Origin of the sequence: Halomonas sp. HNIBRBA4712, assembly GCF_043558675.1 — a bacterium.
GTDB lineage: Bacteria > Pseudomonadota > Gammaproteobacteria > Pseudomonadales > Halomonadaceae > Vreelandella.
Window position 1 is genome coordinate 631,459 of sequence record NZ_JBIFXR010000001.1, and the last position, 23,587, is coordinate 655,045.

Consider the following 23,587-nt stretch of genomic DNA (forward strand, 5'->3'; position numbering starts at 1 on the left):
ACTTCCAAACCCTATGCTAATGGTACCTGGAAGGATTCATGAGCCGTCCCAGTTACATTGAAGAGTTCAAAATCGAAGCCGCTAAACAGATAGTAGAGTTTAGCCACCGAGTTGAAGAGGTCGCTGAGCGCTTATACGTGTTAGGCCAAGGCTTGTACCACTGGATCAAATGTTACGATAAACCGGTAAAACAATTGCAAGAAGATAGTGATATCTAAACTTAAAGTTGGCGTTTGAAGGGTAAACTTAAACGTGTGTCAAAAGAGCGAAATATATTAAAAAGACTACCGTGTACTTCGTTAGAGAGTTTGGTTGTGGTACGCGTTTTTTAAAATCATGCTGACCAATATCCGGTACGCTATATGTACCGCATAATAGCCGTACAACCCAACGGCTACTACGCATGGTGTAAAAAGCACTGCTTAATCGAGACCTAGTTGATCACCGCCTCTTGAGGTTGATCAAACATGCATAGTTTGAAAACGGCGATTTTTATTGCTATTGCAAGGTCTGTTAGGATTTTTTTGAGACTGGCAAAACTTTTTGGAAGCTAATTACTTGGTTAGTAGGAAGGTCGATGTGGTAGCTGTCATGTCGTTGCTGATAGCTTCTTTCAACTCTTAAGTGCCAAGGGATTAAGCGACAGTTTGTTCGACACGGGAAAGTAGCTAGACGCGATGTGTTCAATTATATCGAAATATTATACAACCTAAAGCGCGGACACTGCATAAGTGATAATTTGTCTCCGGTTGAATATTGAAGGCGTTACTTTAAGATCTTAACGAGTACTTATAATATCTGATACGATTTATTGGTTTTTTAGGAGAACTACCGTATAAGATGTTGTTCCGGCGTGTGACACGTTCTGGGGGAGCAAACGATATGGTAATAATAACGCCGCGCTATTTAAGCCTCAGGCCACCACCGCATTCAATGCATCGATGCTCATTTGTCACAGGGTCAATGAACTCGAAGCCCTTGGAGAGCAGCTGCAAGGGGCGCGTGACATCATCCGGCGAGAGCGGCTGCAGCACCGGGTAGTAGCGATCGTTCAAAATCGGCCAGCCGAGTGACTGCATGTGCAGGCGCAGCTGGTGACGGCGCCCGCTGACGGGGTGTAATTCGAACAGCGCCTGCGTGTCGGTTTGCTGCACGCAGCGGATCACCGAGTGGCTATTGGCGTTGCCCTCACCAATCCGCATGCGAAAGCGCTGCTCGCTTGGCTCGATGCGATTCTTTACGTCCCACTCTCGACCCATCCATGACGTAGCGCCGTCGACTTCGGCGATGGCCTGATAGGTCTTGTGGATCTGGCGTGACTTGAACAGCTGGTGATACAGCGCGCGGGTCTCGGGATTCAGCGAGCAAAGCACCAGTCCTGCCGTCACTCGATCCAGGCGATGCACCGGCTGCAGCCCCTCGATCCCCGTGCTTTGCCGCAGGCGTTGCTGCAGGCACTCATTGACGTAGCGCCCGCCGGGCGTCACGGGCAAAAAGTGGGGTTTGTAGGCCACCAGAATGTGCTCATCGCGATAGACGATATGCTCGGCGAAGGGAATGACCGGCTCGCTGGCGACTTCGCGATAATAGAACACGCGAAGATGGGGCTTGAAGGGGGACGCCGGTGTAATCCAGCTGCCGTCATCGCGATGCACCTTGCCAATGGCCATGCGCTCACGCCATGTCGCCTCATCGATGGCTGGAAACGTGAGCAGTAGATACTCCAGCACCGTCGATACACCGGGATTGACCTGCGGCAGGCTCAGTTTCGAAGGGCGTTGGGCAATGGACATGGGATGCATCGCAGGTTGGGAAGGGCGTGGGTGAAAACGTGGAGAGAAAACCTCACCTTCAAGGCGGTCGCGCTAGTGTAACCGAGCAAGGGAGTCTTGTCGGGCGAGGCATGCCTCTGACAGCGTAGTTGTTCGATTGGCGGATGATTACCGAGCGGTAACTTGGAGATGTGTAAACATCGATAGCTGATATTTAGTTACCGATCGGTAATTTTAACTATCGTATTGTTCCTGTAATAAAGCAGAGCCCGATGTGAGCCGCTTGATGATGCTACTGTCTTCGCTTTGCAACGTGAGCCGAATAAACGCTATATTCGGCTCATTTATTGATCCAAATAGGCGGGGTAATCGGCTCATGTACATTTGGGAACATGGCAAATGGCCATCCTTCGAGTGGAGGGAGCCCACCTTACGGCCTTTGCTGGACGATATCAGGCTGTTGCAAGGTCGCGTGGTAGGAAGAACGGAGTCATCCTCCGAGCACGCGGATGCAAGCGTGGAAATGGATACGCTCATTCAGAACGCCATCCGTACCAGCGAGATAGAAGGGGAGCGTTTGGATGTAGGCTCTGTGCGCTCGTCGGTGGCGCGCCAGTTGGGGCTGGAGCAGGCCGGTGTCCTGGGTAGAACGACGCCTGAATCCGAGGCCCTCATCGAGCTTTTGCTGCAAGCCACGCACTATCCGGATCAGCCGCTTACCCTCGAGCGGCTGTGCCATTGGCAGTCTCTACTCTTCGTACAGGGGCCGGGCGTGATCGATAGGGTGCGGGTGGGCAAGCTACGCGGTGAGCAACCCATGCAGGTCGTTTCCGGGCGGATCGATCGGCCTACCGTTCATTTCGAGGCGCCACCGAGAGGGCGCCTCGAGGCCGAGCTCGATGCGTTTTTGGCCTGGTTCAACCGGCCGCCGAAAAACCTCGACCCGCTCATTCGTGCGGGGATTGCTCATCTTTGGCTGGTTACGTTGCACCCTTTTGATGACGGCAACGGGCGTTTGACGCGCGCGGTAACGGATCGCGCGCTGGCTCAGGCCGAGCGGCAGTCGGTACGCTTCTACTCGCTGAGCGCGGCGATCATGGCGCGCCGGGAGGCGTACTACGATCATCTCGAGAGTACGCAGAAGGGCGGCCTGGATATTACGCCCTGGCTTGCGTGGTTTCTGGATACCCTGAAAATGGCACTCGATCAGGCGCTGTCGAGAATCGACCGGGTGCTCGAGAAAACCCGCTTTTGGCATCGACATGCCACCACCGTGTTGAATGAACGCCAGATCAAGGTGTTGAACCGCTTGCTGGATACGGCGGGCGTAGAGTTCGAGCAAGGCATCAACGCGCGCAAGTATCAGGCGTTGGCGAAGGTGAGCAAGGCCACCGCTACCCGGGACTTTGCCGAACTGCTGGAGAAGGGGTGCCTCGTCAAGCTGCCCGGGGGCGGGCGCAGTACGCGCTATGCGTTGCCGTTCGAGCCATAGGAGAGGAAATCGATTCTAAACATGTCAGATCGTTACGTTCAGGGGTGTCGCTCTCAAGCCCAATGAAAACAGCTGCTCACGTAACACCGACCCGCACCCCGACATAGCCACTCCCCGCCACATCCGTACAAAGCGAGTGCCACTGGCAGTCCACGCACGCTCGCCGGTTGAGCCCGGCGCGAAAGGCGGCTCTTAGCGCTGCCAGCGTGGCCGCATCCAACTTAAAAACATCGCCAACGGCGAGCGGGCGGCCAAGGGTCTTACCGATCTCCTCGAGCGCGGCGGTGTCTCGCGCGATGACGCTGTCGTTCAGGCAGTGGGGCGGCTCGCCCTTGGGGGCCAGCAGCGGGGCGCAGATGTCATCCGGCCCCGCCACCAGTTCTATCGGCTCGCCGCCGGAGAGGCGTTCGGCGAGCCGGTCGTAGTTGGCCACGAAGGCGGCGCTGTAGCCCTTGCCCACGTAGGTGAGCAGGCAGAGCAGGTGGTGGCCGCGTAACCGAATGGTCACGCGTTATTGCGCTGGCGGCTGGCGATCAGCTTGAGGGTAGCGGCTACCAAGGCGCACTTGAGGAGATCTCCCAGTACAAAAGGCGCTACGCCCAGCGTTACGGCCTGCTCGACGCCGACGAACAGCGCAAGCCAGCTGGCGCCAACGGTCAGGCAGAGGGCGCTCGCCAACGCCATGCCCAGGAACGCGAGCCCGGGGCGCTCGCCGTTCCAGCCGCGCTGAACCAGCCAGCCGGCCAACGCGGCCACCAGCGGGTGCGAAAACAGGTAGCCGCCCGTCGGCCCGGCGAACGCCATCCAGCCGTTCGCGCCACCTGCCAGTACCGGCAGGCCCATGGCTGCCTGGGTAAGCCAGGCAAGCGTCGTGATCGCACCTAGGCGCCAGCCGTAAAGCGCGCCGATCAGCAGCACGCCGAAGGTTTGCAGCGTAACCGGCACGGGCACCATGGGCACCTGAATATAGGAGCACAGCGTCAGAAAGAGCGAGCCCAGCACGACCGCGACGGCCTTTCCGCCCAGCGAGTAGCGGGAAAGGTTCAAGGGCGTGGGGAGAGCGAGAGACCGAGAAGCATCATGCATGGTAGCAGTAACCTTTTCTGGTTTATTTGGTTTACTGCTCGATTTTATCCATTAAGTAAACCATCGTCTAGCTGTTTGGTTTACAGTAGCGGCGGCGCACTCGAAGCCGCTGGTCCGAGACGTCTGTCAGCATGTTTTATCGAGTGACTACTGAAACGAGCTTTGACCAATACCGTGAGGTCAGTTGGAAACGCGGGCGCAGTTATCCTGATAAAGCACTTCATCGCTCCCTACCGCAAGGCGTTCGGTAGCGCTGTTGTAGTAAAAACGCCCGCCCTCGGCGTTTGAAAGCGTGTAGTCGCCACACACCCCGTACCCCTTGTTGACGCTCACCAGGTGGGCGATCTCGGCGGTTGCCTGACTATCGAGACGCTCTGCAATCGTTTCGGCAATATGAGCATCGCGCTGGGCCTCGGAGTAGGCCTGGTGGCCGAAGATCAGGCCCGCCACGGCAAAAATGGCGACGATGGGAATCCAGAGGTTGTGCATGGCGTGTCCAGTCAGATGGTCCAGGAGCGTTTGAATCTGGCGGCTAAACTACTTAGCGGGATAATAACGTCTTGCGCCTCGAATTTCATGCGGGCATGGCTTAGTACGGGGCGGGAGCGGTGCGCGGCATTCGATTACCCCCTCAACCGCTGCTCGTGTGGCGTGGCTTCATGCAACGGGTTTAGCCACTGGCGAATCCTGTGATAGCCCCTGGTCACCGCATAAAGGGGTCAGGCCGCTGACCATCAGGTAACCGGCGACCGCCAATACAAACGAGATATTAGAGCCGTGAGCCACGAAGGCCACCATGAACGGCTGCATCGCGAGCCACAGTGTGAGCGCTATCCAAAGGTCCAGCCCCAGCGCCCATTTGAGCGCGGCTTGGCGCTTGAGCCTCTTCGCGTGGGGCGTTTCGTTAAAACCTGGGTCGAAGCGCCGCCGGCCACAGGGCCGCACCGGCGTGATAACGCAACAGGTAGCCTCGCCCGTACTTGTCGAGCGCGCCGTGAACATGAAGAGCGTGTTCATCGTCGAGCACGACGGCCACCTTTATAGCGCTCGAGCGTCGCCCTACCAGGGGCAGGCGAGATCGAACATGAAAAACGCTAATCCAGCCATGAAATAAAAACATTTTTATTCATCTTTGGGCTGCTGTATAAAATCTCCAACGCACTTTGCATACCGCACTTCGTATCACGCCTTTTGCAGTCTGTTCGGTAAGACCTTTCGGCCCGAACGCTGCGACCCGGCCAGGCTGCCGCTTTCGGCAAGCGCGAAGATATGCCCCGGTTTCATTTTGATTGGACGCCCCGACGATGAGTAACGACTTCAATTTCACGCTCAAGCGTATCGAGTTCGACGAGCACTATCGCCCGGCGGAAAATACGCGCATCACTACCAACTTCGCCAACCTTGCCCGCGGTGAGCAGCGCCAGGAAAACCTGCGCAACACCTTTCAGATGATCGACAGGCGCTTCAATGCGCTGGCGCAGTGGGACAACCCCAAGGCGGATCGTTACACCGTGGAGCTGGATATCGTCTCGGTCAACATGGGTATCGAAGCCAGCGGCGAGACCCAGAAGTTCCCGATGATCGAGATCCTGCAAACTCGCATTCTCGATCGCAAGACCGGCAAGCGTATCGAAGGCATCGTGGGTAACAATTTCTCTTCCTACGTGCGCGATTACGACTTCAGCGTGCGGTTATTGGAGCACAATAAAGGGCAGACTGGCTTCAGCGTGCCGGAGGATTTCGGCGTGCTGCACGGCAAGCTGTTCAATAGCTTCATCACCTCGCCGGCTTACAAGGAAAACTTCAAGAAGCTGCCGGTCATCTGCCTGAGCGTGTCCGAAAACAAGACCTACCACCGTACGGATAACCACCACCCGGTGCTGGGCGTGGAGTATCTGCCGAACGAGTCGTCGTTGACCGAGCAGTACTTCAAGAAAATGGGCCTGAGCGTGCGCTACTTCATGCCGCCGGGAAGCGTTGCGCCGCTAACGTTCTACTTCAAGGGCGACCTGCTCAACGACTACACCCCGTTGGAGCTCATTGGCACCATCAGCACGATGGAGTCCTTCCAGCGGATCTACCGCCCGGAGATCTACAACGCCAACGCGGCGGCGGGCAGCGTTTACCAGCCCAGCTTGAAGAGCCCGGATCACTCGCTGACGCGCATCGTTTACGATCGCGCCGAGCGTGGCCGGCTGGCGGTGGAGCAGGGGCATTTCGCCGAGGAGCAGTTCATCAAGCCTTATCAAGCGGTGCTCGACCAATGGGCGGCCGGCTATACGTTTCAATGAGCTGCGTGCTTCAATGAATGACGTACTTCAATGAACCCAATGCTTCAATGAACGAGACGTTTCAATGAACCCGAATGGACAGGGCAATCGATTCCATGAGTAAACTGTTACCCACTTCTTCCGCGGGCAGTCTGCCCAAACCTACCTGGCTTGCCGAGCCCGAAACCCTGTGGTCGCCCTGGAAGCTCGAAGGCGAGCAGCTCGTCGATGGCAAGCAGGATGCGCTGCGCGTATCGCTGCAGGAGCAGCTCAATGCGGGTATCGATATCGTCAGCGACGGCGAGCAGACCCGCCAGCACTTCGTGACCACGTTCATCGAGCACTTGAGCGGCGTGGATTTCGCCAAGCGCCAGACCGTTCGCATCCGCAACCGCTATGACGCGAGCGTGCCTACGGTGGTGAGCGAGGTCGCCCGCACCCAGCCAGTGTTCGTCGAGGATGCCAAATTCCTGAGAAGCCAGACCGACAAGCCGATCAAGTGGGCGCTGCCGGGGCCGATGACCATGATCGACACCCTCTATGACGATCACTACAAGAGCCGTGAAAAGCTCGCCTGGGAGTTCGCCAAGGCGCTCAACGAGGAAGCCCGGGAGCTGGAAGCGGCGGGTGTCGACATCATCCAGTTCGACGAACCGGCGTTCAATGTCTTCTTCGATGAGGTCAACGACTGGGGCATCGCCGCACTCGAGCGTGCCATCGAAGGGCTAAAGTGCGAAACCGCGGTGCATATCTGCTACGGCTACGGCATCAAGGCCAACACCGATTGGAAGAAGACGCTGGGCAACGAGTGGCGCCAGTACGAGGAAGTCTTCCCGAAACTGCAGAAGTCCAACATCGACATGGTCTCGCTGGAGTGTCAGAACTCCCACGTGCCGATGGAGCTGATCGAGCTGATTCGCGGCAAGAAGGTGATGGTCGGCGCGATCGACGTGGCCACGAACGTCGTCGAAACGCCGGAAGAGGTCGCCGCGACGCTCAAGAAGGCGCTGCAGTTCGTCGATGCGGACAAGCTCTACCCCTGCACCAACTGCGGTATGGCGCCACTTCCGCGCTCGGTGGCTCGCGGCAAGCTCCAGGCGCTGAGCGCCGGCGCCGAGCTTCTGCGCCGAGAGCTTTAACGCCCTGAAATTCTCTCACGCCATCCAGGCGCGTCCATCCGCGCTGTGCTTTACTGATCGGATTCGATTGGTCGCGCAGTGCATGCTCACGGAGGACGCCGTATGGGTGGTTTGTTGGGACTGCTCGATGATATTGCCGCACTTGCAAAGCTCTCGGCGGCGTCGCTCGATGATGTAAGCGCCGCTGCCGGGCGCGCCACCGCCAAGGCCGCCGGCGTGGTGGTCGACGACACGGCGGTGACCCCGCAGTACCTTCAAGGCGTAAGCCCCGAGCGGGAGCTGCCGATCGTCAAGCAGATCGCGCTGGGCTCGGTTCGCAACAAACTGATCTTTATCCTGCCGCTGGCGCTTCTGCTCAATCACTTTCTGCCAGCGCTTCTACCGATCATCCTGATGGTGGGCGGCACCTATCTGGCCTTTGAAGGCGCTGAGAAGGTGTGGCACAAGCTCATTGGCCACCACGACGACACCCCGGCGGTGGCCAAGGGGCCAGAGGCGGAAAGGCGCATCGTCAGTGGCGCCATTCGCACCGACCTGATTCTCTCCGCCGAGATCATGGTGATCGCGCTCTCCTCGGTTGCTCACCAGCCGTTCTGGTCTCAGCTCGTCAGTCTGATCGTAGTGGCGCTGTTCATCACCGTGCTGGTGTACGGCGTGGTGGCGCTGTTGATCCGCATGGACGATATCGGCCTGCGCCTGGCTCAACGCGAAAGTTCGACGATGAAGCGCCTGGGCCGGGGGATGGTCGCGGCCATGCCGAAGGTGCTGGCGATCATTTCGCTGGTGGGTACTGCCGCCATGCTCTGGGTGGGCGGGCATATCCTGCTGGTCAACCTGGGCGCCGAGGGCGTGGGTTGGTGGGAAGCGCCCTACGCCTTCGTGCACCATTTCGAGCGTCACATTGCCGAGGCAACCGGGGCATTCGGCGGGGCGCTGGGTTGGAGTGTCAACACGCTCTGCTCGGCGGTCATCGGGTTCTTGGTGGGGTCGCTGGTAGTGGTCGTCATGCATCTGGCGAAGGGCGATAAGCCGCACGCTGAATAAGGGCTGACGCGCTCAGCGCGTAGACAATGCCTGCCTTGTTGGCAGGCCATTGGCGGTTGAGTTGAGCTGAGGTCACTGACTCTGCAAGCGCGCGCGCCTGATCACCATCAGCCGGCTGGCGGTGCGCACGGTCATCACGATGGCGCTGATCGCAACCACGATCAAAAATAGCCCCAGCGCCAACATCGCCTTGAAATCGAACAGATCGAACAACAAGAGCCCGGCGATGCAGCCAGAGAGAAATGAGAAAATCGTGGTCAGGTGCGTATACAGCAGCTTGCGTGAAAAACGCCGGTCAAGCGCCGCTTGGCGTGAAAAACGCGATGAGATGAACGAGCCGAGCGCAATGCCTGCATCGGTCAGCGTGCCGGTCACGTGGGTGGCGCGAACGCGGCCGTTGGAGAGCTGGGTCGAGGTCGAATTATGCACCCCCATCAAAAAGCCCAGCGCCAGCAGTACTTCGGAGTTGAAGCGAGGCGAGTACATCAAAATTTCGAACAGTGAAACCGCGGCCAGCGCCGCGCCTTCCACCAGTAGAATCAGGCAGAAAATGGTTCTGATACGTTGGCCCAGCACCACGACGATGCGCGCCAGCATGCCCCCCATGACGAAGGCGAACAGCAGCGCGGCCAGAAACAGAAAGCCGTGGGTATCGGCACTGGCCACTTCATCGGAAATCTGCGAGACGTTACCGCTCATGTGGGAAGGAAGAAAACCGAAAGCGCCCAGGGCCATGGCGTTGAGAATGCCTGCCGCCGTTGCCAGCACCAGCGCCAAATAGCGGTCTTCGGTGTGAGAGCGTACTTTTTTCTTCTTGATCAACAAGGTAGACCTCCAACATCCGTGTAACAGTCATCTCTAGGACGCTTGGGCCCAGGAATAGTTCTCGTTTGGCTCATTAATAAAAGGGCTATAAAAAAGTGGCGAGACGACGCCTGACCAGCACTTCACTCTTTTTTGGAGGATTCATGACCCGCGTGGCGCTTTTCGTCGACATCCAGAACGTCTACTACACCGTGCGTGACGCCTACGGTAAGCACTTCGACTACCGCCGCTTCTGGACCATGGCCACGGCGAACCGGGAAGTGATCACCGCCCGCTGCTACGCCATCGATAGAGGCGATGCCAAACAGCGCGAGTTTCAGAACATCCTGCGTAACATCGGCTTCGAAGTGCGCTTGAAGCCCTTCATCCAGCGCGCCGACGGCTCCGCCAAGGGCGACTGGGATGTCGGCATCACCCTCGATGCCATCGAGGCCGCCGAGCGCGCGGACGTCATCGTGCTGGTCTCCGGCGACGGCGATTTCGATCTGCTGGCGCGCAAGATCCGCGATGTGCACGGCAAGCGCGTCGAGGTCTACGGCGTGCCGGCGCTCACTGCGGCCTCGTTGGTCGATGCCGCCAGTCGGTTCGTACCCATCGAGGGCTCGCTGCTGCTGGGCTGAGCTTTCCGATGGAAGACCCCAGGCCGCTATCAAGCTTGTCCGTGCGGTGCCGATATGAGTCATGAGAACTGTATTAGGCGGCTAGTGAGCGCCCACTTGGCGTTGAAGCGAATAGGGGCCAGCAGTCTGTCGCAAGTGCCCGAAGGATCGACACGAGTATTGTCGCGTGGTCTTTAATCAGGGCTAAGCTGTGGAAATAACGCTACGCCCAATCATGCGGTTGACGTACTCTCGGCATAAGGAAACGTCGTTGAAGGAGTCAATGAAACCGTCGATGTTGAGTCTTATCAGGAAAACCTGGTCGCCGGGAGTGGCCGGCAACTCCGTTGCGGTGCGTCGCAAGATCGAGCTGTGTAACCAGCTCGGCCTGTTCGGAGTGATCATGAGCGCAATCTATCAAGCGCTTTACGTCGTGTCCGGTCTTGATCTCTCTAGTCCTTTTTTCACCCTCAATTTCTGCCATCTGGCGGTCTACGCCTCGATTCTCTGGATGAACCACTGGCGCTGGTACCTGGCCGCGCGGCTCTGTTTTACGCTGGCGGTGATGACGCAGCTGCTCGTCGGCTCGTTCTATTTAAGCGTCGATACTGGCCTTCACCTTTTTTACATTACGCTGGCCGGCGCCTTGACGTTCCTGTTTCCCCGTCATCAGTGGTATTTATCCAATGGCCTGGCGCTACTGAGTATCGTGCTTTTCGTGCTGGTGAGCCTTCTGTTTTCCTCCGGTATGGGCGCTACACCGCTGCCCGGGTTCTGGAACAATATGCTCCATGGATTGAGCGTTGCCGCGGTGTTGATGGTGCTGGGTACGCTGCTGTATCTCTACCGCAACCAGTTCGAAAAGAGCGAACAGGAGCTTGTAATCAATAATCAGGCGCTGGAAATGCTGGGCAATACCGATGCCCTGACCGGGCTTGCCAACCGTCGAGTGCTCGACGAAACGCTCAAGCGCGAATGGCAGCGGCTAGCGCGTCAGCCCGGGGCGCTTTCGATCATCATGTGCGACATCGACCACTTCAAGAATTACAACGACCGCTTCGGGCACGATGGGGGGGATCGCTGCCTGCAACGTGTGGCGCTGGTGCTGCAGGCCGAACTCGCCAGGCCCGCGGATCTCATCGTGCGCTACGGCGGCGAGGAGTTCGCCCTCGTGCTGCCGGAGACCGACGAACGCGGAGCGCGTTATCTGGGAAACAGACTGTGCGAGGCGGTCCGGCGTCTCGAAATACCCAACCCCGGCGTGGGGAACGGCCTGGTAACGGCCAGCGTTGGCATCTCGAGCATCCACGCGTTGGACTATAGCGACCTGAGCCCGGAAGGCGGTGAAAGCCTACTCAGGTGTGCCGACAAGGCGCTCTACCAGGCCAAGAGCCGGGGACGCGATCAGGCCGCTTTTCAACCCTACCCGGCGGGCAAGCAAGGCCTTCGGAGTGTTGACAGTGCTCGATAAGTGGATCCGCTTTAGCGCCATCAACGACCCCGGCCTGTCGCCGCAGTCCCAGCGCCAAGTGCTGGTGTGCGATCAGCTGGCAATCTTCGCGTTTTATACCCCGATCCCCTATCAGATTTTCTATATTTTCTTCGATCTGGCGTATTTCAGCGAGATCTTCATCATCAACTTGCTGTTCATGACCATTTACGCGGCGGTGTTGATGCTCAATCGCCGCGGCGATTACACGACGGCCCGTACGCTGCTCATGGTGTGCGTTAGCGGGCACATGCTGGTGTCGTCGCTGATGGCGGGCGCCGGTGTCGGCGTCAATCTTTTCTACTTTACCCAGGCGGGTGTGCTGGTCTTCCTGTTTCCGACGCTTCGCTGGCCGGCGCTGATCGGGCTTCTGTTCGTATGCGGCGCGCTCTATCTGAGCACGCAGCTATTGCTGACAGCAGGGGTGGCGATCACGCCGGTACCCAAGCCGTGGCTCGGCTTCATGTACGTGTGTAGCGCCTCCGGGGCTCTATTGCTGCTCATTACGCTATTGAATCTGTTTCGGCGCCAGATCGAGAATACCGAGGACGAACTCCTGGCGACCAGCCAGATACTGCAGGTGCGCTCCAATACCGACCCGTTGACCGGGCTTGCCAACCGGCGCGCCATGGAGGGCGCCTTGAAAACCGAATGGCAGCGCCTGTCACGTCACCCCGGGCCTCTATCGATCCTCATGTGCGACGTGGACCACTTCAAGGCCTATAACGACCGTTACGGTCACGATGGCGGCGACGAGTGTCTGCGCCAGATCGCCGGGGCGATTCAGGCCGCGCTGGAGCGCCCGTCGGATCTGGCGGTGCGCTACGGCGGCGAAGAGTTTGTCGTTGTGCTGCCAGCCACCGACGAGCAGGGCGCGCGCCACGTAGCGGAAAAAATCAACGATGCGGTACGCAAGCTCAACATTCCTAATCCCCAAGCCAGCACCGGTATCGTCACCGTGAGTGTGGGCGTGTCGAGCGTAGGCCCCCAGACGGGCGGGCGCGTTGACCAGGGCGGCGAGCGGCTACTCAAGTGTGCCGACCAGGGGCTCTACCTGGCCAAGAAGAGAGGGCGCGATCAGGTGGTCTACATGAGCTGCTGCACGCTTACCTGACGCCAGAAGGCGCACACGTTCTGCGCTTTCCTTTTAATCATCGATTAGAGCGCTCGCGAATTTCAAGGTGCTGGAAGGCCGGAGTGGCCGACAATACGGTATAGCGCCGCCGTTAGGCGCCTTGGCTTGGCCACGCGTTGCGAGCTAAAGCTCCCTCCCACACCCCCAACCAAACCTGACTGAAAGGCATTAAGGCTAGCGGCACGATAAAAAACGGCTGCCCTCGTGCTAAGGCGCCGAGGGCTGGATGAAATAGGCGGCCGGCAGATGATCGCCGCCCTGGGGCGGGTCACTCGCTAGATACCGGCGTGTAGCGTCAAGGGTGTTTTGTGCGACTCCTGGTCGGCATCAAGCCCGATCATCTCATCGTAAGGCACCTGCTGAACGAGATAGAGCGGGAGGTTTTCCATTCCGCCAGCGTCGATCAGCCGCTTGCGCGCATCGCTAAGCGACTGCGGGCGCAGCGGCTTGCCGTGCTGGTCAACGAGCACGTGCTCCTCACCATCGCTGGCGAGTGCTCGAAAGACGAATACGTCGCCTTCGTGAGACTCGATGTGCAATTCCTTGATACTTTGCTGGCCGACTCGTTTTACGAACTCATCGAACGTCATGCGCGCCTCCTGGCTTGGATTTGGTGCGAAGGTCAGGTCTTCTTGATTTCGGTATGCAGCTTGAGAACTCGGCTGCCGTCTTCCTGCTTGATCAGGTACGCCGGGTTTTTCTCGCTTCCCTTACGAGTCACCTCGCTGCCCTGAAGTTTCCGGGTGACCTTCTCGCAGTACTTTTTGGTCACCTGACCCTCGGCCCAGTTATCCCCCCACTTCCATTTCACCCACTCGCGCTGCTTGAAATCCGCCATCGCCTCTCTCCATGTACAGTTGTTTTACAATAATTGTACATTAAAGGTGTTTTGGCAATGGCCGGTACCGCAAGCATTTTAGTAGCGTGTAAGAAACCTGATAGTCGAACAGGATCGATCACCCGTGTTGAGGTGAGCCATTGTCCTGATAGCAAAAGCCCTCTTCAGCCAGTCAGGCTGAAGAGGGCGAGATAGTAAAAGCTGTCACTTTATAGAGAGGTGAACGTAAGGTTCTCGCCCTGGTTTTAACCCTTGAGCTTTTTCAACAGCGCTTCGGCGGTCGCCTCGGAAGAGCCGGGGTTCTGGCCGGTAATCAACAGGCCGTCTTCCACCACGAAGGCGCTCCAGTCATCGCCTTTGGAGTACTCACCGCCTTGCTCCTTGAGCATCTCCTCGACCAGAAACGGTACCACCTCGGTCAGGCCCACGGCCTCTTCTTCGCTGTTGCTGAAGCCCGTCACCTTGCGTCCGGCGACCAGCGCCTTGCCGTCGCTGCCGCGCACGTGGCGCAGCACGCCCGGGGCGTGGCAGACCGCCGCAACCGGCTTGTTGGCGGCCAGAGCGTCTTCGATCAGGCGGATCGAGGTGGCACTTTCGGCCAGGTCCCACAGCGGGCCGTGGCCGCCAGGGTAGAAGATAGCGTCGAACTCACCCACGTCGATGGCGTCGAGCTTGTGGGTATGCGCCAGCGCATGCTGGGCGTCGAGATCCTGCTTGAAGCGGTTGGTGGCGTCGGTCTGGGCGTCCGGCGCGTCGCTCGAGGGGTCAAGCGGCGGCTGGCCGCCGGCGGGGGAGGCCAACGTCAGCTCGGCGCCGGCATCGAGAAAGGTGTAGTAGGGCGCGGCCAGCTCCTCGAGCCAGAAGCCGGTCTTGTTGCCGGTATCGCCCAGCTTGTCGTGGGAGGTCACTACCATCAGGATCTTCATCGCGGACTCCTTGTTTGAGATAACGTGTTCAGGCTAAAGGCTCACTTGAGCGTAGGCAGCCAGACTCGCCGTAGCCAGCGCACTGGGCGAAAACGCCTGTATCGAATGCCGCAGTGTAAGGTTAAATAGACCGGTCGTCTAACCCGTGTGGCAAGGAGAATCGTTGGGTTGAAGGTCGCCAAGCGCTGGCATACAAAAGCCGGTCCAGAGCCTGATGCCGTTCAAGCAAGCATGAGTCGCATTGGTGGTAAGGAGCTTCAGCTCGCGATGGGGTATTCAGCCTTCCGGCAAGCCGTCGAGCAGTAGCACGCGGTAATCCGCGCCCTGAAAGCGATGCTTTCGCGCTTCCTGGTAGGCGTCGCTTTGATACCAGGCGCGGGCGGCGGCCATGTCGGGAAAGCGCAGGATCACCGCGCCTTCCATGTCGCTACCTTCGAGCATTTCGAAGTCGCCGTAGAAGGCGAGCGGCTGAGGATCGTGGCCTTCCCGGGCGGCCCTGGCCTTGGCGGCGTAGGTGTCGAGCGCTTGCTCATCGTGGGTACGTTCTCGAATCAGTACGACGTAAGCGGGCACGGCGGCCTCCTTGTCTTCTTGCCTTGTTTTCTGGCATGGAAAGTGAGTGGTGAGTGCCGAGTATAGCGCGGGGGCTCACGGGGCGCTTCAGCTTCGCGGCGCCCAGAGCGTCATGGCAGAGCCATCGACTGGGTCATGGGCGGGCAGGGCGACGGCGGCGGCCCGGGCTTTCATCGCGTCGAACGCCGCCGGGTCACCGCGTTCGAGATCCGGCGTTTGCCCCGGTGGGTAGGCGCCGACCATGCAGAAGTCGCCCTCATCCGAGAGGCAGGCGTGGCCGGTGCCTGCCGGCAGCACCAGCGCATCGCCGGTTTCGAGCGTGACCACCGGCCCGTTGGGGCCGCCAAGCTGCGCCTGGGCGCGGCCACGAAATACGCCCAGCGCCTCGTGGGCATCGGCGTGAAAGTGCTGAAAGTCGTAGAGGTGATAGCGCCAGGCGGGCGGCCAGCCGTTCTGCTCGAACAGTGCTTCGAACGCCTGGGCGCGCTGCTCCGCCTGCGCCTCTTTCACCACGCTTCGGTAGATCAGTATCGGTAACGTTGAGTTGGGAAAGCCGCTTTGAGCATCGCTTTCGAGGCGGAGCGTTTCGGGCTGCGTCATGGGGTTGTCTCCCTGCCATGAATACTGACATACGAATGCCTACAGCATAGTCAACGCGGCGGTGGCGCCGAATAGACTAAAGTAGAGGGCCGAGGGCGCCTCCGGCAGGGCGGAACCTTGATACGCTAGGCCATCGTCATCACGGCCTCTTCTTCTGGTTTTATCTCCTGTCTCAAGGCGAATTCATGATCATTTCAAGCCCTTCGGATTACCGGCAAGCCGCCAAACAGCGCATTCCCCGTTTCTTGTTCGACTACCTCGACGGCGGCTCGGTGACCGAGAGCACGCTGCGCGGCAACGTCGAGGCGCTGCAAGGCATTCCGCTGCGCCAGCGCGTGTTGAAAGGCGGCGGCACGCCGACGCTGGATACCGAGATACTGGGCAGCCCGTGGAAGATGCCGGTGGCGTTGGCCCCGGTGGGCGCGACCGGCCTGTACGCCCGGCGCGGCGAGGTGCAGGCCGCACGCGCCGCCGAAAAGGCGGGTATTCCTTATACGCTCTCCACGGTCTCGGTCTGCTCCATCGAGGAGGTGGCGCGCGATGCCCACGGTGAGCAGTGGTCGCAGCTCTACGTGCTGAAGGATCGCGGCTTCATGAAAAACTCCCTGGAGCGCTCCTGGGAAGCGGGCATGAAGACGCTGGTGTTCACCGTCGACATGCCGCTGCCCGGCTCGCGCTACCGGGATCGGCGCTCCGGCATGTCCGGGCCCAATGCCCGGCTTCGCCAGTACGCCCAGGCGATCACCCATCCGCAGTGGGCGTATGACGTGGGCCTGAAGGGCAAGCCGCTGTCGTTTGGCAACATCGAAGCCTACACCGGCCGTACCATGGGCATGGAGGACTACATGGGCTTTCTGGCCAAGAACTTCGATCCCTCGATTAGCTGGGAGGAACTTGCCTGGATTCGCGAAAGCTGGAAGGGCAAGCTGATCATCAAGGGGCTTCTCGACAAGGAGGACGCCCGCGAGGCGCAGCAGATGGGCGCCGACGGTATCGTGGTCTCCAACCACGGCGGCCGCCAGCTCGACGGTGCGATTTCGACCGCCCAGGCACTGCCGCACATCGTCGAAGAGGTCGGCGACGAGCTCACGGTGCTGGCGGACTCCGGCGTGCGCTCCGGGCTCGACGTGGTGCGTATGCTGGCGCTTGGTGCCAAGGGCGTGCTGCTCGGCCGTGCCTACGCCTACGCGCTCGCCGCTCGGGGCGAAGCGGGGGTCTCACACCTTCTGGAGCTGATCGCCGCGGACATGCGCGTGACCATGACGCTGATCGGCGCCAACTCCCCGGCCGAGATCAACCAGAGCCATCTCGACGCGGTGGTCAAAGAGATGAAGATGAGCGAGTAGCGCCGTTCACCCCGCCGTGGCGCCCCAGCGGAATCATCATCGGTTTGCCGGTCACCGGGTCGTCGATGACCCGGCTTTCGAGGCCGAACACCTCCCGCACCGTGGCTTCGGTCAGCACCTTTTCGGGCGCCCCCACGGCGTGAACGCGCCCGCCGGCCATGGCGATCAGTGTATCCGCGTAGCGGGCGGCCAGGTTCAGCTCGTGAAGCACCATCACGATGGTGGTACCGCGCGTCTGATTGAGTTCGGTGAGCAGGTCCAGCACTTCGACCTGATGGTTGATGTCGAGAAAGGTCGTCGGCTCGTCGAGCAGCAGCACCTCGGTTTGCTGGGCCAGCGCCATCGCGATCCATACCCGCTGGCGCTGGCCGCCGGAGAGCTCGTCGACCGCGCGGGTAGCCAGCTCGCTTAGCTGCGTGGCGGCAAGCGCCTCGGCCACGGCGGTATCGTCCTCCGTGCGCCAGCGTTTGAACAGCCCCTGATGCGGGTGGCGGCCCCGGCTGACCAGATCCAGTACGGTGATGCCTTCCGGGGCGATGGGCGACTGCGGCAGAAAGCCGAGCCGCTTTGCAAGCTTGCGGCTGGGAAGCGCGTGAATGGCGTGACCGTCGAGCAGCACGCGGCCTTGCTGAGGGGCGATCAGCCGGGAAAGCACGCGCAAGAGCGTCGACTTGCCACAGGCGTTGGCGCCGACGATCGCGGTGATCTCTCCCGGCGCGATGGAAACGTCGACCCCGTCGAGCACCCGGCGCTCGCCATAGCCGGCGCTCAGCGCCTCGGCTTGCAGGGAAGATGCACTCATAAACTGCCTCGGCGTTGATTGTCGCGAATGATCAGGTAAACCAGATAGGGCGCGCCCAGCACGCCGGTCACGATACCCACCGGGTAGCGGGCGGGAAGCCAGAACTGCCCGGCGTAGTCGCTGACCAGTACCAGCAGTGCCCCCACCAGCGCCGCTGGCAGCAGAAGAGAGCCCCCGGGCCCCATCACCCGCGCGGCGATGGGGCCGGAGAGAAACGCCACGAAGGCGATGGGCCCGGAGACCGCCGTGGCGAAGGCCACCAGCCCCACTGCCGACAGTACCACGATCAGCCGGGTGGCGGTCAGGCTCACGCCGAGCCCGACCGCGAGTTCATCGCCCATGCGCAGGGCATCCAGCTCGCGCCGGCGGCTCAACAGAAACCCGCCAAGGACCAGCAGCGCGAAGGCCAACGGCAGTGCCTGGCCCAGGCGGACGCCGTTGACGCTGCCGGTGATCCAGCGAAGCGCTTCCTGCAGCGACCAGCTCGGCGCCTGCATCAGAAGATACGCCGTGACGCTTTGCAGCATGGCGGCAAGGCCAATGCCGATGAGAATCAGCCGCGCACCGGTCACGCCGTCGCGCCAGGAGAGCAGGTAGATCAAAAGCGCCACCCCGAGTCCGGCAGCCACGGCCACCAGCGCCACCGCCGGACCGCTCCATGAAAGCACGACGATGGCGAACACCGCCCCGGTGCTGGCGCCGGTACTGATGCCGATGATGTCGGGGCTTGCCAGGGGGTTGCGCAGCAGCGTTTGAAAGGCCACGCCGCCCAGCCCGAAGCAGGCGCCGGTCAACAGGCACGCCACCGCCCGGGGCAGGCGCAGCTCGCGCACGGTGAATACGGCGCCGGGCACGTCGATACCGGCCAGCACCCGAGCCACCGTGCCAAGCGGGGTATAGGATTGACCGAGCGTCAGCGTGAGCAGGATAGCAGCCAGCAGCAGCGCGGCGAGCACGGCCAGCAAGGTCAGGCGCCGGCGGGCCTGCTCGCGCCGGTGTTGCTTGAGAGTGTCGATCAGCGCGGTCGTGGCGGTTTTCATAACGCGCCCACCTTGCGGTTGCGTACGATCCAGATGAACACCGGCGCGCCGACGAATGCCGTGACGATACCCACGTCCAGCTCCGCCGGATGGGCGATGAGTCGTCCGGCGACATCCGACAGGGTGAGCAGCACCGCCCCGCCGAGGGCGGAAAACGGCAGCAGCCAGCGGTAGTCGCTACCCGCCAGCAGGCGGGCCGCGTGGGGCACGACCAGGCCCACGAAGCCGATCGGCCCACACACCGCGGTCGTGGCGCCGCATAAAAGCACCGCGCCGAAGGCGGCCATTCCCCGGGCCAGCGCTACCTTCTCACCCAAACCCGCGGCGGTCTCGTCGCCGAGTGCGAGCATGTTGAGCTTGCGCGCGCAGAGCAGGGCGATGAGAAGGCCCAGCGCCAGAAACGGCACCACCGGCAGGATTTGCCGGTAGCTGGCCCCACCCACGCCCCCTACCAGCCAGGACTGCACGAGCCCGGCGATGTCGCCCCGGGGCAGAATCACTGCGGTGGTGAGCGAGGTCAGCGCCGCGGTGACCGCCGCCCCCGCCAGCGCCAAACGAAGCGGCGTGGCGCCGCCCCGGGCAAGGCTGGCGATGGCGTAGACCCCCACGGCGGCGACACTCGCCCCGGCCAGCGCGCAGATAATGAAACCCAGGCTGGTCTGCAGGTCGAACCAGGCGATACCGATCACCACCGCCAGTGCGGCGCCGGCGTTCACCCCCAAAAGCCCCGGGTCGGCCAACGGGTTGCGGGTCAGCCCCTGCATGACCCCGCCGGCCACGCCCAGCGCGGCGCCGGCGAGCAGCGCCAGCAGCGTACGCGGCAGGCGGCTGGCCACGGCGGCATCGCCCACGGAGTCGATCTGCCCGGCGAGCGCGGCGCTGATTTCCGCCCAACCTACGCTGCGCGCGCCCAGCGCCACCGACAGCGCGGCGGCGCCCGCTACCATCGCCAGTAGCAGCGCGATGGCGCTTAGCCGTGTGGTCAGTTGACGCCGGGCAAGGCGCGCCGTGGCCGCGCCGCTCGGGTTACTCGGCCTTGCCAGCGGCGTCGGCGAGGAGACTTGCATAGTCGTCCAGTACCCAGTCGATCGACATCGGAGTAGGGTTGGCGGCGGTTCCCAGAGGGCTATCGCCGAGCAGCACGATCGCGCCGTTTTCCACCGCGGGCAGGCGCGACGTCAGTGGGTTGGCGGCAAGCTCTTCGAGCAGCGCTTCGCCGCCATAGGTGACCAGGAGGTCGACGTCCTCGAGCGCATCGATCAGCTCGGCGCTGATCGACCCGGAGAACTGGCCCTCGGCGGAGTTGTCCAGCACCACCTGAGGCGAGACGAGCCCAAGGTCGTGAAAGAACTGTACCCGAGCGTCGTTATCGGAGTAGAACGAGATACGTCCCAGGTTGTTGGGGTCCAGGTGGGTCACGAACATGGCGGTCTTGCCCTCGAGCACCGGGTAGCGCGCGGCGGTATCACGAATGTTCGTCTCGAGATCAGCAATCAGCGCTTCGCCTTCATCAGCCATGCCGAGCCCGGCGCTGTTGAGGCGGATCATCTCGCGCCAGCTGGTCGCCCAGGGGCCGGCGCGGTAGCCCACCACCGGCGCGATCTGGCTCAGCGTGTCGTAATCGCTCTGGCTCAGCCCCGAGTAGCCGGCCAGAATCACGTCCGGGCGGCTTGCCGCCACGGCCTCGAAGTCGATGCCATCGCCTTCGTCATAAAGCGCCGGCGCGGGCTCGCCGAGTTCCTCCAGGCGCGCCTCGACCCAGGGCAGCAGGCCGTTGCCGTTGGGATCGCCGAAGTTGGCCGCGGCAAAGCCCACCGGCACCACGCCGAGCGCCAGTGGCACTTCGTGGTTGGCCCAGGCCACGGTGGCGACGCGCTCGGGCGGCTGCTCGAGTACGGCGGTGCCCAGCGCACTCGGAATCTCCAGCGGGTACTCGACGGCGCCGGCCGGAGCGGCGAAAAGCGCTCCGGCGGCCAGCGCCGCCGCGCCCCATCGGCTTGCGAGCGAGCGTATGACGATGGTCATGCAAACCTCCTTGAAAGCGGTTCTTTACCAACGCACTCGCCCGGGACGAGGCCCGGGCGGTGTTGCGTGCGAGGGTGATCTAGAAATCGTAACGTAGCGTAGAAGAAATACTGCGCGGCTCGCCGTAGACGCCATAACCGGAAACGCTGCTGTAGTACTTCTCGTCGAACAGGTTATTGACGTTGACCTGCAGACTCAGCTCCGGGGTGAACTGGTAGCGGCCGAAGACGTTGGCCAGGGTGTAGCTATCCTGCTCGAAACGCGTCGGCAGGCCCGCCGGTGTAGAGAGGTTGGTCGCCGTCAGGCTGCTTTGCCAGTTCACGCCGCCGCCCAGCGTCAGCTCGCGCACCTGCGGCACGTGGTAGCTGGCGAACAGGTTGAACAGCGAGCGCGGCTGGTTGATGTTGAAGTCATCCTCATCGGATTTGGCCGTAAAGTGCGAGTAGCCCACGGTCATGTCCAGATCGTCGGTGATGGCGCCGCTGAGCTCCACCTCGAAACCTTCGCTGGTGACACCGCTAACGGCTTCGTAGAAGGTCTGGGTCTGGCCGGGAAATCCGGGCAGGGCCGCGGCGACGTTATCCTGCTCGATGCGGAAAACGGACACGGAACCGTTCAAACGGCCGTCGAGCCAGGCAGCCTTCAGGCCGGTCTCGTAGTTCCTGCCTTCGACCGGGTCGAGATAGCTGCCGTCGAGACCGAGATAATTCTGCGGCTCGAAGATTTCGGTGTAGCTGGCAAACGCCGAGTAGGTATCGTCGATGTCATAGACAAGCCCGCCGTAGGGCGTTACTTCGTACTTGCTCTGACGGTCCACGCGGCGGAACTGGGTCATGCCGTCCCACTCGGTATAGCGGGCGCCAGCAATAAGAGTCAGCGGGTCGGCAAGCGAAAACCGCGCCGCGGAGTACACCGCTTTTTGCCGCGTGCTCGACGCCTCGGACGGGGTAAAGGGTGCCCAGCCTTCGTTGGGTGCCGCGCCGTTCCAGTTGTTGAAATCATCGACCTGGAAACCGTCGATGAAGGTGTTTTCATAGTCGTTGGTCTGGTCACTGTAGCTGCCGCCGATGACCAGCTCGTGCTCGCGTCCGAGCAGGGAGAAGGGACCGCTGGCCTGGGCGTCGACGGAGTCGACCTCACGATGGCCGCGGTTCCAGCCGGTGTAGAAAAAAACGCCGCTGCCGTCCAGGCGGTTGGGTAGCGTGCCTTCCACGTAGGGGTAGGCGAGCTTGCCATCCATGTCCGTCTCTTCGTGGGCCGCCACCACTCGGGCTTGCCAGCCGCTGTCGAAACGGTGGCTGAGCTCGGCGAAGACCTTCTCGGATTCGAAATCGTAGTAGGACCAGTCCGGGGCCACGCTGAACGAGCGCGAGTAGTTGGTCGGGGTGCCGTCATCGAACCATAGCGGCAGGCCGCCCCAGGTGGGCGAAGACGTGTGGCTGTCCTGGTAGTCGAAGCCCAGCGACAGCGTGGTCGAGTCGGTCACGTCCGCGTCGATCACGCCGTAGCCGAAGGTGCGGCGCTTGTCTTCACGGTTCAGGTACGCGCCGCCTTCTTCATGGCCACCGATGAAGCGCGCCCGTACGTCGCCGGAAGGAGAGAGCGGCGTGGTCAGATCCACCGTTGATCCGCGCTTGTCCCAACTGCCCAGCGTACCGGAAACCGAGCCCGTGAATTCACGGCTGTCGGCGCGCTTGCGCACGAAATTGACCGAGGCGCCGGGGTTGCCCGAGCCGGTCACCAACCCGTTGGCACCTCGAACCACTTCCACGCGGTCATAGATCGCGGTATTGAGTCGGCCTTCGCCGAAGTACCAGCGGCCATCGCGGTTGAGGGTCGGGATCCCGTCGTACTGATAGCTGTTGATGCGAAAACCGCGGGAGGAGAAGTTGACCCGCTCGCTGTCGATCTTGCGCGCGGAAATGCCGGTCGTATTGGCGAGCACATCCTCGATGGAGTCGAGATTCTGGTCGCGGATACGCTGCTCGGTGACGATGCTGATCGCTTGGGGCAGCTCCTTTTGCGCCAGCGTCAGGCCCGTACCGGCGGTGGTGCTGCGCCGGGTGTAGCCGATGTTCTCGTAGAGGTTGGTCGCAGTGACCGTTACGCTATCCAGTGTCTGGGCATTGCCGGTGGTGCTTTCCTGGGCACTGGTGCCCGCCGAAGCAAAAAGGGCGCTGGAAACGAAGGCGCAGAGCGTAAGCCCCTTGAGCGTTGGTATGGCAGCCGCTGGGCGGCGAGAGCCTGGAGTGTTCATGGGTACCCTTGCGATGCGCTCGTGGCGCTTATGAGTCTTTATTGGCACGACGTGTTCATGAACGGGTCTGGTTCACAAACCTCGGGTGCAGAGAAATTGGCCCCGCGATCCTATGAAAATGTTTTTCGAATGTAAATGCTCTTGAGAAACATTATTATTATTTTTTAATTGTGAAGCGGTGCGCGCAAGTAAGCGACAGTTGCCCTTGCCTGTTTATCAGCTTGGGTGCCGGTGAGCAGGTAAGTACTTGAGTGAAAACCCGCTCGATGAACACCATTGCCTCCCGAAGGCGCGGGGCCGACGGGAGGCAATGGAGTATGGGGAGTATC

General features: G+C 61.1%; 25 protein-coding genes. 9 read left to right on the forward strand and 16 right to left on the reverse strand.

Annotated features, from left to right (window positions below):
- Positions 1–38 precede the first annotated feature (38 nt).
- Complete coding sequence (locus ACGK9R_RS02975; RefSeq protein WP_394578072.1) at positions 39–218, forward strand: transposase; 180 nt, start codon at positions 39–41, stop codon at positions 216–218.
- A gap of 684 nt (positions 219–902) precedes the next feature.
- Here ACGK9R_RS02975 and ACGK9R_RS02980 read toward each other — a convergent pair.
- The gene (locus ACGK9R_RS02980) at positions 903–1,793 is read right to left on the reverse strand and encodes a pseudouridine synthase (RefSeq protein ID WP_394578073.1); all 891 of its coding nucleotides are present in this window, start codon (positions 1,791–1,793) and stop codon (positions 903–905) included.
- 355 nt (positions 1,794–2,148) lie between these two features.
- Here ACGK9R_RS02980 and ACGK9R_RS02985 point away from each other — a divergent pair, with 355 nt between their 5' ends.
- On the forward strand, positions 2,149–3,264 hold the full coding sequence (locus ACGK9R_RS02985; protein WP_394578074.1) for a Fic family protein: 1,116 nt from the start codon (positions 2,149–2,151) through the stop codon (positions 3,262–3,264).
- Positions 3,265–3,340: 76 nt separating this feature from the next.
- On the opposite strand, the gene ACGK9R_RS02990 is transcribed toward ACGK9R_RS02985, so the two are convergent.
- From ACGK9R_RS02990 to ACGK9R_RS03005, 4 genes are all read right to left on the reverse strand, one after another.
- Positions 3,341–3,772, reverse strand: a complete 432-nt coding sequence (locus ACGK9R_RS02990; protein WP_394578075.1) for a DUF1284 domain-containing protein — start codon at positions 3,770–3,772, stop codon at positions 3,341–3,343.
- A complete protein-coding gene (locus ACGK9R_RS02995) occupies positions 3,769–4,350 on the reverse strand; it encodes a biotin transporter BioY (RefSeq protein WP_394578076.1) in 582 nt (193 codons plus the stop codon). Before ACGK9R_RS02995 ends, ACGK9R_RS02990 begins: the two co-directional genes overlap by 4 nt.
- A 180-nt stretch (positions 4,351–4,530) precedes the next feature.
- A complete protein-coding gene (locus ACGK9R_RS03000; RefSeq protein ID WP_394578077.1) occupies positions 4,531–4,839 on the reverse strand; it encodes a hypothetical protein in 309 nt (102 codons plus the stop codon).
- A gap of 168 nt (positions 4,840–5,007) precedes the next feature.
- Positions 5,008–5,367, reverse strand: a complete 360-nt coding sequence (locus ACGK9R_RS03005) for a hypothetical protein (protein ID WP_394578078.1) — start codon at positions 5,365–5,367, stop codon at positions 5,008–5,010.
- Between the two features lie 287 nt (positions 5,368–5,654).
- Here ACGK9R_RS03005 and ACGK9R_RS03010 point away from each other — a divergent pair, with 287 nt between their 5' ends.
- The 3 genes from ACGK9R_RS03010 to ACGK9R_RS03020 all read left to right on the forward strand — a co-directional run bounded on the left by ACGK9R_RS03010 (position 5,655) and on the right by ACGK9R_RS03020 (position 8,803).
- Positions 5,655–6,641 (forward strand): DUF1852 domain-containing protein, encoded by a 987-nt coding sequence (locus tag ACGK9R_RS03010; protein ID WP_394578079.1) that lies wholly within the window; start codon positions 5,655–5,657, stop codon positions 6,639–6,641.
- A 95-nt stretch (positions 6,642–6,736) separates the two neighbouring features.
- Positions 6,737–7,759: a methionine synthase gene (locus ACGK9R_RS03015; RefSeq protein WP_394578080.1), complete on the forward strand. Its 1,023-nt coding sequence runs from the start codon at positions 6,737–6,739 to the stop codon at positions 7,757–7,759.
- Between the two features lie 102 nt (positions 7,760–7,861).
- Positions 7,862–8,803 (forward strand): DUF808 domain-containing protein, encoded by a 942-nt coding sequence (locus tag ACGK9R_RS03020; RefSeq protein ID WP_394578081.1) that lies wholly within the window; start codon positions 7,862–7,864, stop codon positions 8,801–8,803.
- A gap of 72 nt (positions 8,804–8,875) precedes the next feature.
- Here ACGK9R_RS03020 and ACGK9R_RS03025 read toward each other — a convergent pair whose 3' ends face one another.
- Positions 8,876–9,628, reverse strand: a complete 753-nt coding sequence (locus ACGK9R_RS03025) for a YoaK family protein (protein ID WP_394578082.1) — start codon at positions 9,626–9,628, stop codon at positions 8,876–8,878.
- 143 nt (positions 9,629–9,771) lie between these two features.
- Between ACGK9R_RS03025 and ACGK9R_RS03030 the strand changes: the two genes are divergently transcribed.
- The 3 genes from ACGK9R_RS03030 to ACGK9R_RS03040 all read left to right on the forward strand — a co-directional run bounded on the left by ACGK9R_RS03030 (position 9,772) and on the right by ACGK9R_RS03040 (position 12,830).
- Positions 9,772–10,248, forward strand: coding sequence for an NYN domain-containing protein (locus tag ACGK9R_RS03030; protein WP_394578083.1), 477 nt, complete (start codon positions 9,772–9,774; stop codon positions 10,246–10,248).
- Between the two features lie 274 nt (positions 10,249–10,522).
- The gene (locus ACGK9R_RS03035; protein ID WP_394578084.1) at positions 10,523–11,698 is read left to right on the forward strand and encodes a diguanylate cyclase; all 1,176 of its coding nucleotides are present in this window, start codon (positions 10,523–10,525) and stop codon (positions 11,696–11,698) included.
- Entirely contained in the window at positions 11,688–12,830 is a 1,143-nt protein-coding gene (locus tag ACGK9R_RS03040) for a GGDEF domain-containing protein (protein ID WP_394578085.1), read from the forward strand. The genes ACGK9R_RS03035 and ACGK9R_RS03040 overlap by 11 nt, the downstream gene beginning before the upstream one ends.
- Before the next feature lie 296 nt (positions 12,831–13,126).
- Here ACGK9R_RS03040 and ACGK9R_RS03045 read toward each other — a convergent pair whose 3' ends face one another.
- The 5 genes from ACGK9R_RS03045 to ACGK9R_RS03065 form a co-directional block, all read right to left on the reverse strand.
- Positions 13,127–13,441, reverse strand: coding sequence for a DUF6482 family protein (locus ACGK9R_RS03045; RefSeq protein WP_394578086.1), 315 nt, complete (start codon positions 13,439–13,441; stop codon positions 13,127–13,129).
- A gap of 32 nt (positions 13,442–13,473) precedes the next feature.
- Positions 13,474–13,689, reverse strand: coding sequence for a DUF2945 domain-containing protein (locus ACGK9R_RS03050; protein WP_394578087.1), 216 nt, complete (start codon positions 13,687–13,689; stop codon positions 13,474–13,476).
- Between the two features lie 245 nt (positions 13,690–13,934).
- Positions 13,935–14,615: a type 1 glutamine amidotransferase domain-containing protein gene (locus ACGK9R_RS03055; protein ID WP_394578088.1), complete on the reverse strand. Its 681-nt coding sequence runs from the start codon at positions 14,613–14,615 to the stop codon at positions 13,935–13,937.
- 276 nt (positions 14,616–14,891) lie between these two features.
- A complete protein-coding gene (locus ACGK9R_RS03060; protein ID WP_394578089.1) occupies positions 14,892–15,188 on the reverse strand; it encodes a DUF1330 domain-containing protein in 297 nt (98 codons plus the stop codon).
- 87 nt (positions 15,189–15,275) lie between these two features.
- Positions 15,276–15,788 (reverse strand): cupin, encoded by a 513-nt coding sequence (locus ACGK9R_RS03065; protein ID WP_394578090.1) that lies wholly within the window; start codon positions 15,786–15,788, stop codon positions 15,276–15,278.
- A gap of 185 nt (positions 15,789–15,973) precedes the next feature.
- Here ACGK9R_RS03065 and lldD point away from each other — a divergent pair, with 185 nt between their 5' ends.
- Positions 15,974–17,134, forward strand: coding sequence for an FMN-dependent L-lactate dehydrogenase LldD (lldD, locus tag ACGK9R_RS03070; RefSeq protein WP_394578091.1), 1,161 nt, complete (start codon positions 15,974–15,976; stop codon positions 17,132–17,134).
- On the opposite strand, the gene ACGK9R_RS03075 is transcribed toward lldD, so the two are convergent.
- From ACGK9R_RS03075 to fhuE, 5 genes are all read right to left on the reverse strand, one after another.
- Positions 17,109–17,936, reverse strand: coding sequence for an ABC transporter ATP-binding protein (locus tag ACGK9R_RS03075; protein WP_394578092.1), 828 nt, complete (start codon positions 17,934–17,936; stop codon positions 17,109–17,111). The two genes, lldD and ACGK9R_RS03075, sit on opposite strands and share 26 nt — an antisense overlap.
- Positions 17,933–18,976, reverse strand: coding sequence for a FecCD family ABC transporter permease (locus tag ACGK9R_RS03080; RefSeq protein WP_394578093.1), 1,044 nt, complete (start codon positions 18,974–18,976; stop codon positions 17,933–17,935). The genes ACGK9R_RS03075 and ACGK9R_RS03080 overlap by 4 nt, the downstream gene beginning before the upstream one ends.
- Complete coding sequence (locus ACGK9R_RS03085; protein WP_394578094.1) at positions 18,973–20,043, reverse strand: FecCD family ABC transporter permease; 1,071 nt, start codon at positions 20,041–20,043, stop codon at positions 18,973–18,975. Before ACGK9R_RS03085 ends, ACGK9R_RS03080 begins: the two co-directional genes overlap by 4 nt.
- Positions 20,003–21,001 (reverse strand): iron-siderophore ABC transporter substrate-binding protein, encoded by a 999-nt coding sequence (locus ACGK9R_RS03090; protein WP_394578095.1) that lies wholly within the window; start codon positions 20,999–21,001, stop codon positions 20,003–20,005. Before ACGK9R_RS03090 ends, ACGK9R_RS03085 begins: the two co-directional genes overlap by 41 nt.
- A gap of 79 nt (positions 21,002–21,080) precedes the next feature.
- Complete coding sequence (gene fhuE, locus ACGK9R_RS03095) at positions 21,081–23,258, reverse strand: ferric-rhodotorulic acid/ferric-coprogen receptor FhuE (protein WP_394578096.1); 2,178 nt, start codon at positions 23,256–23,258, stop codon at positions 21,081–21,083.
- Between the last annotated feature and the right edge of the window lie 329 nt (positions 23,259–23,587).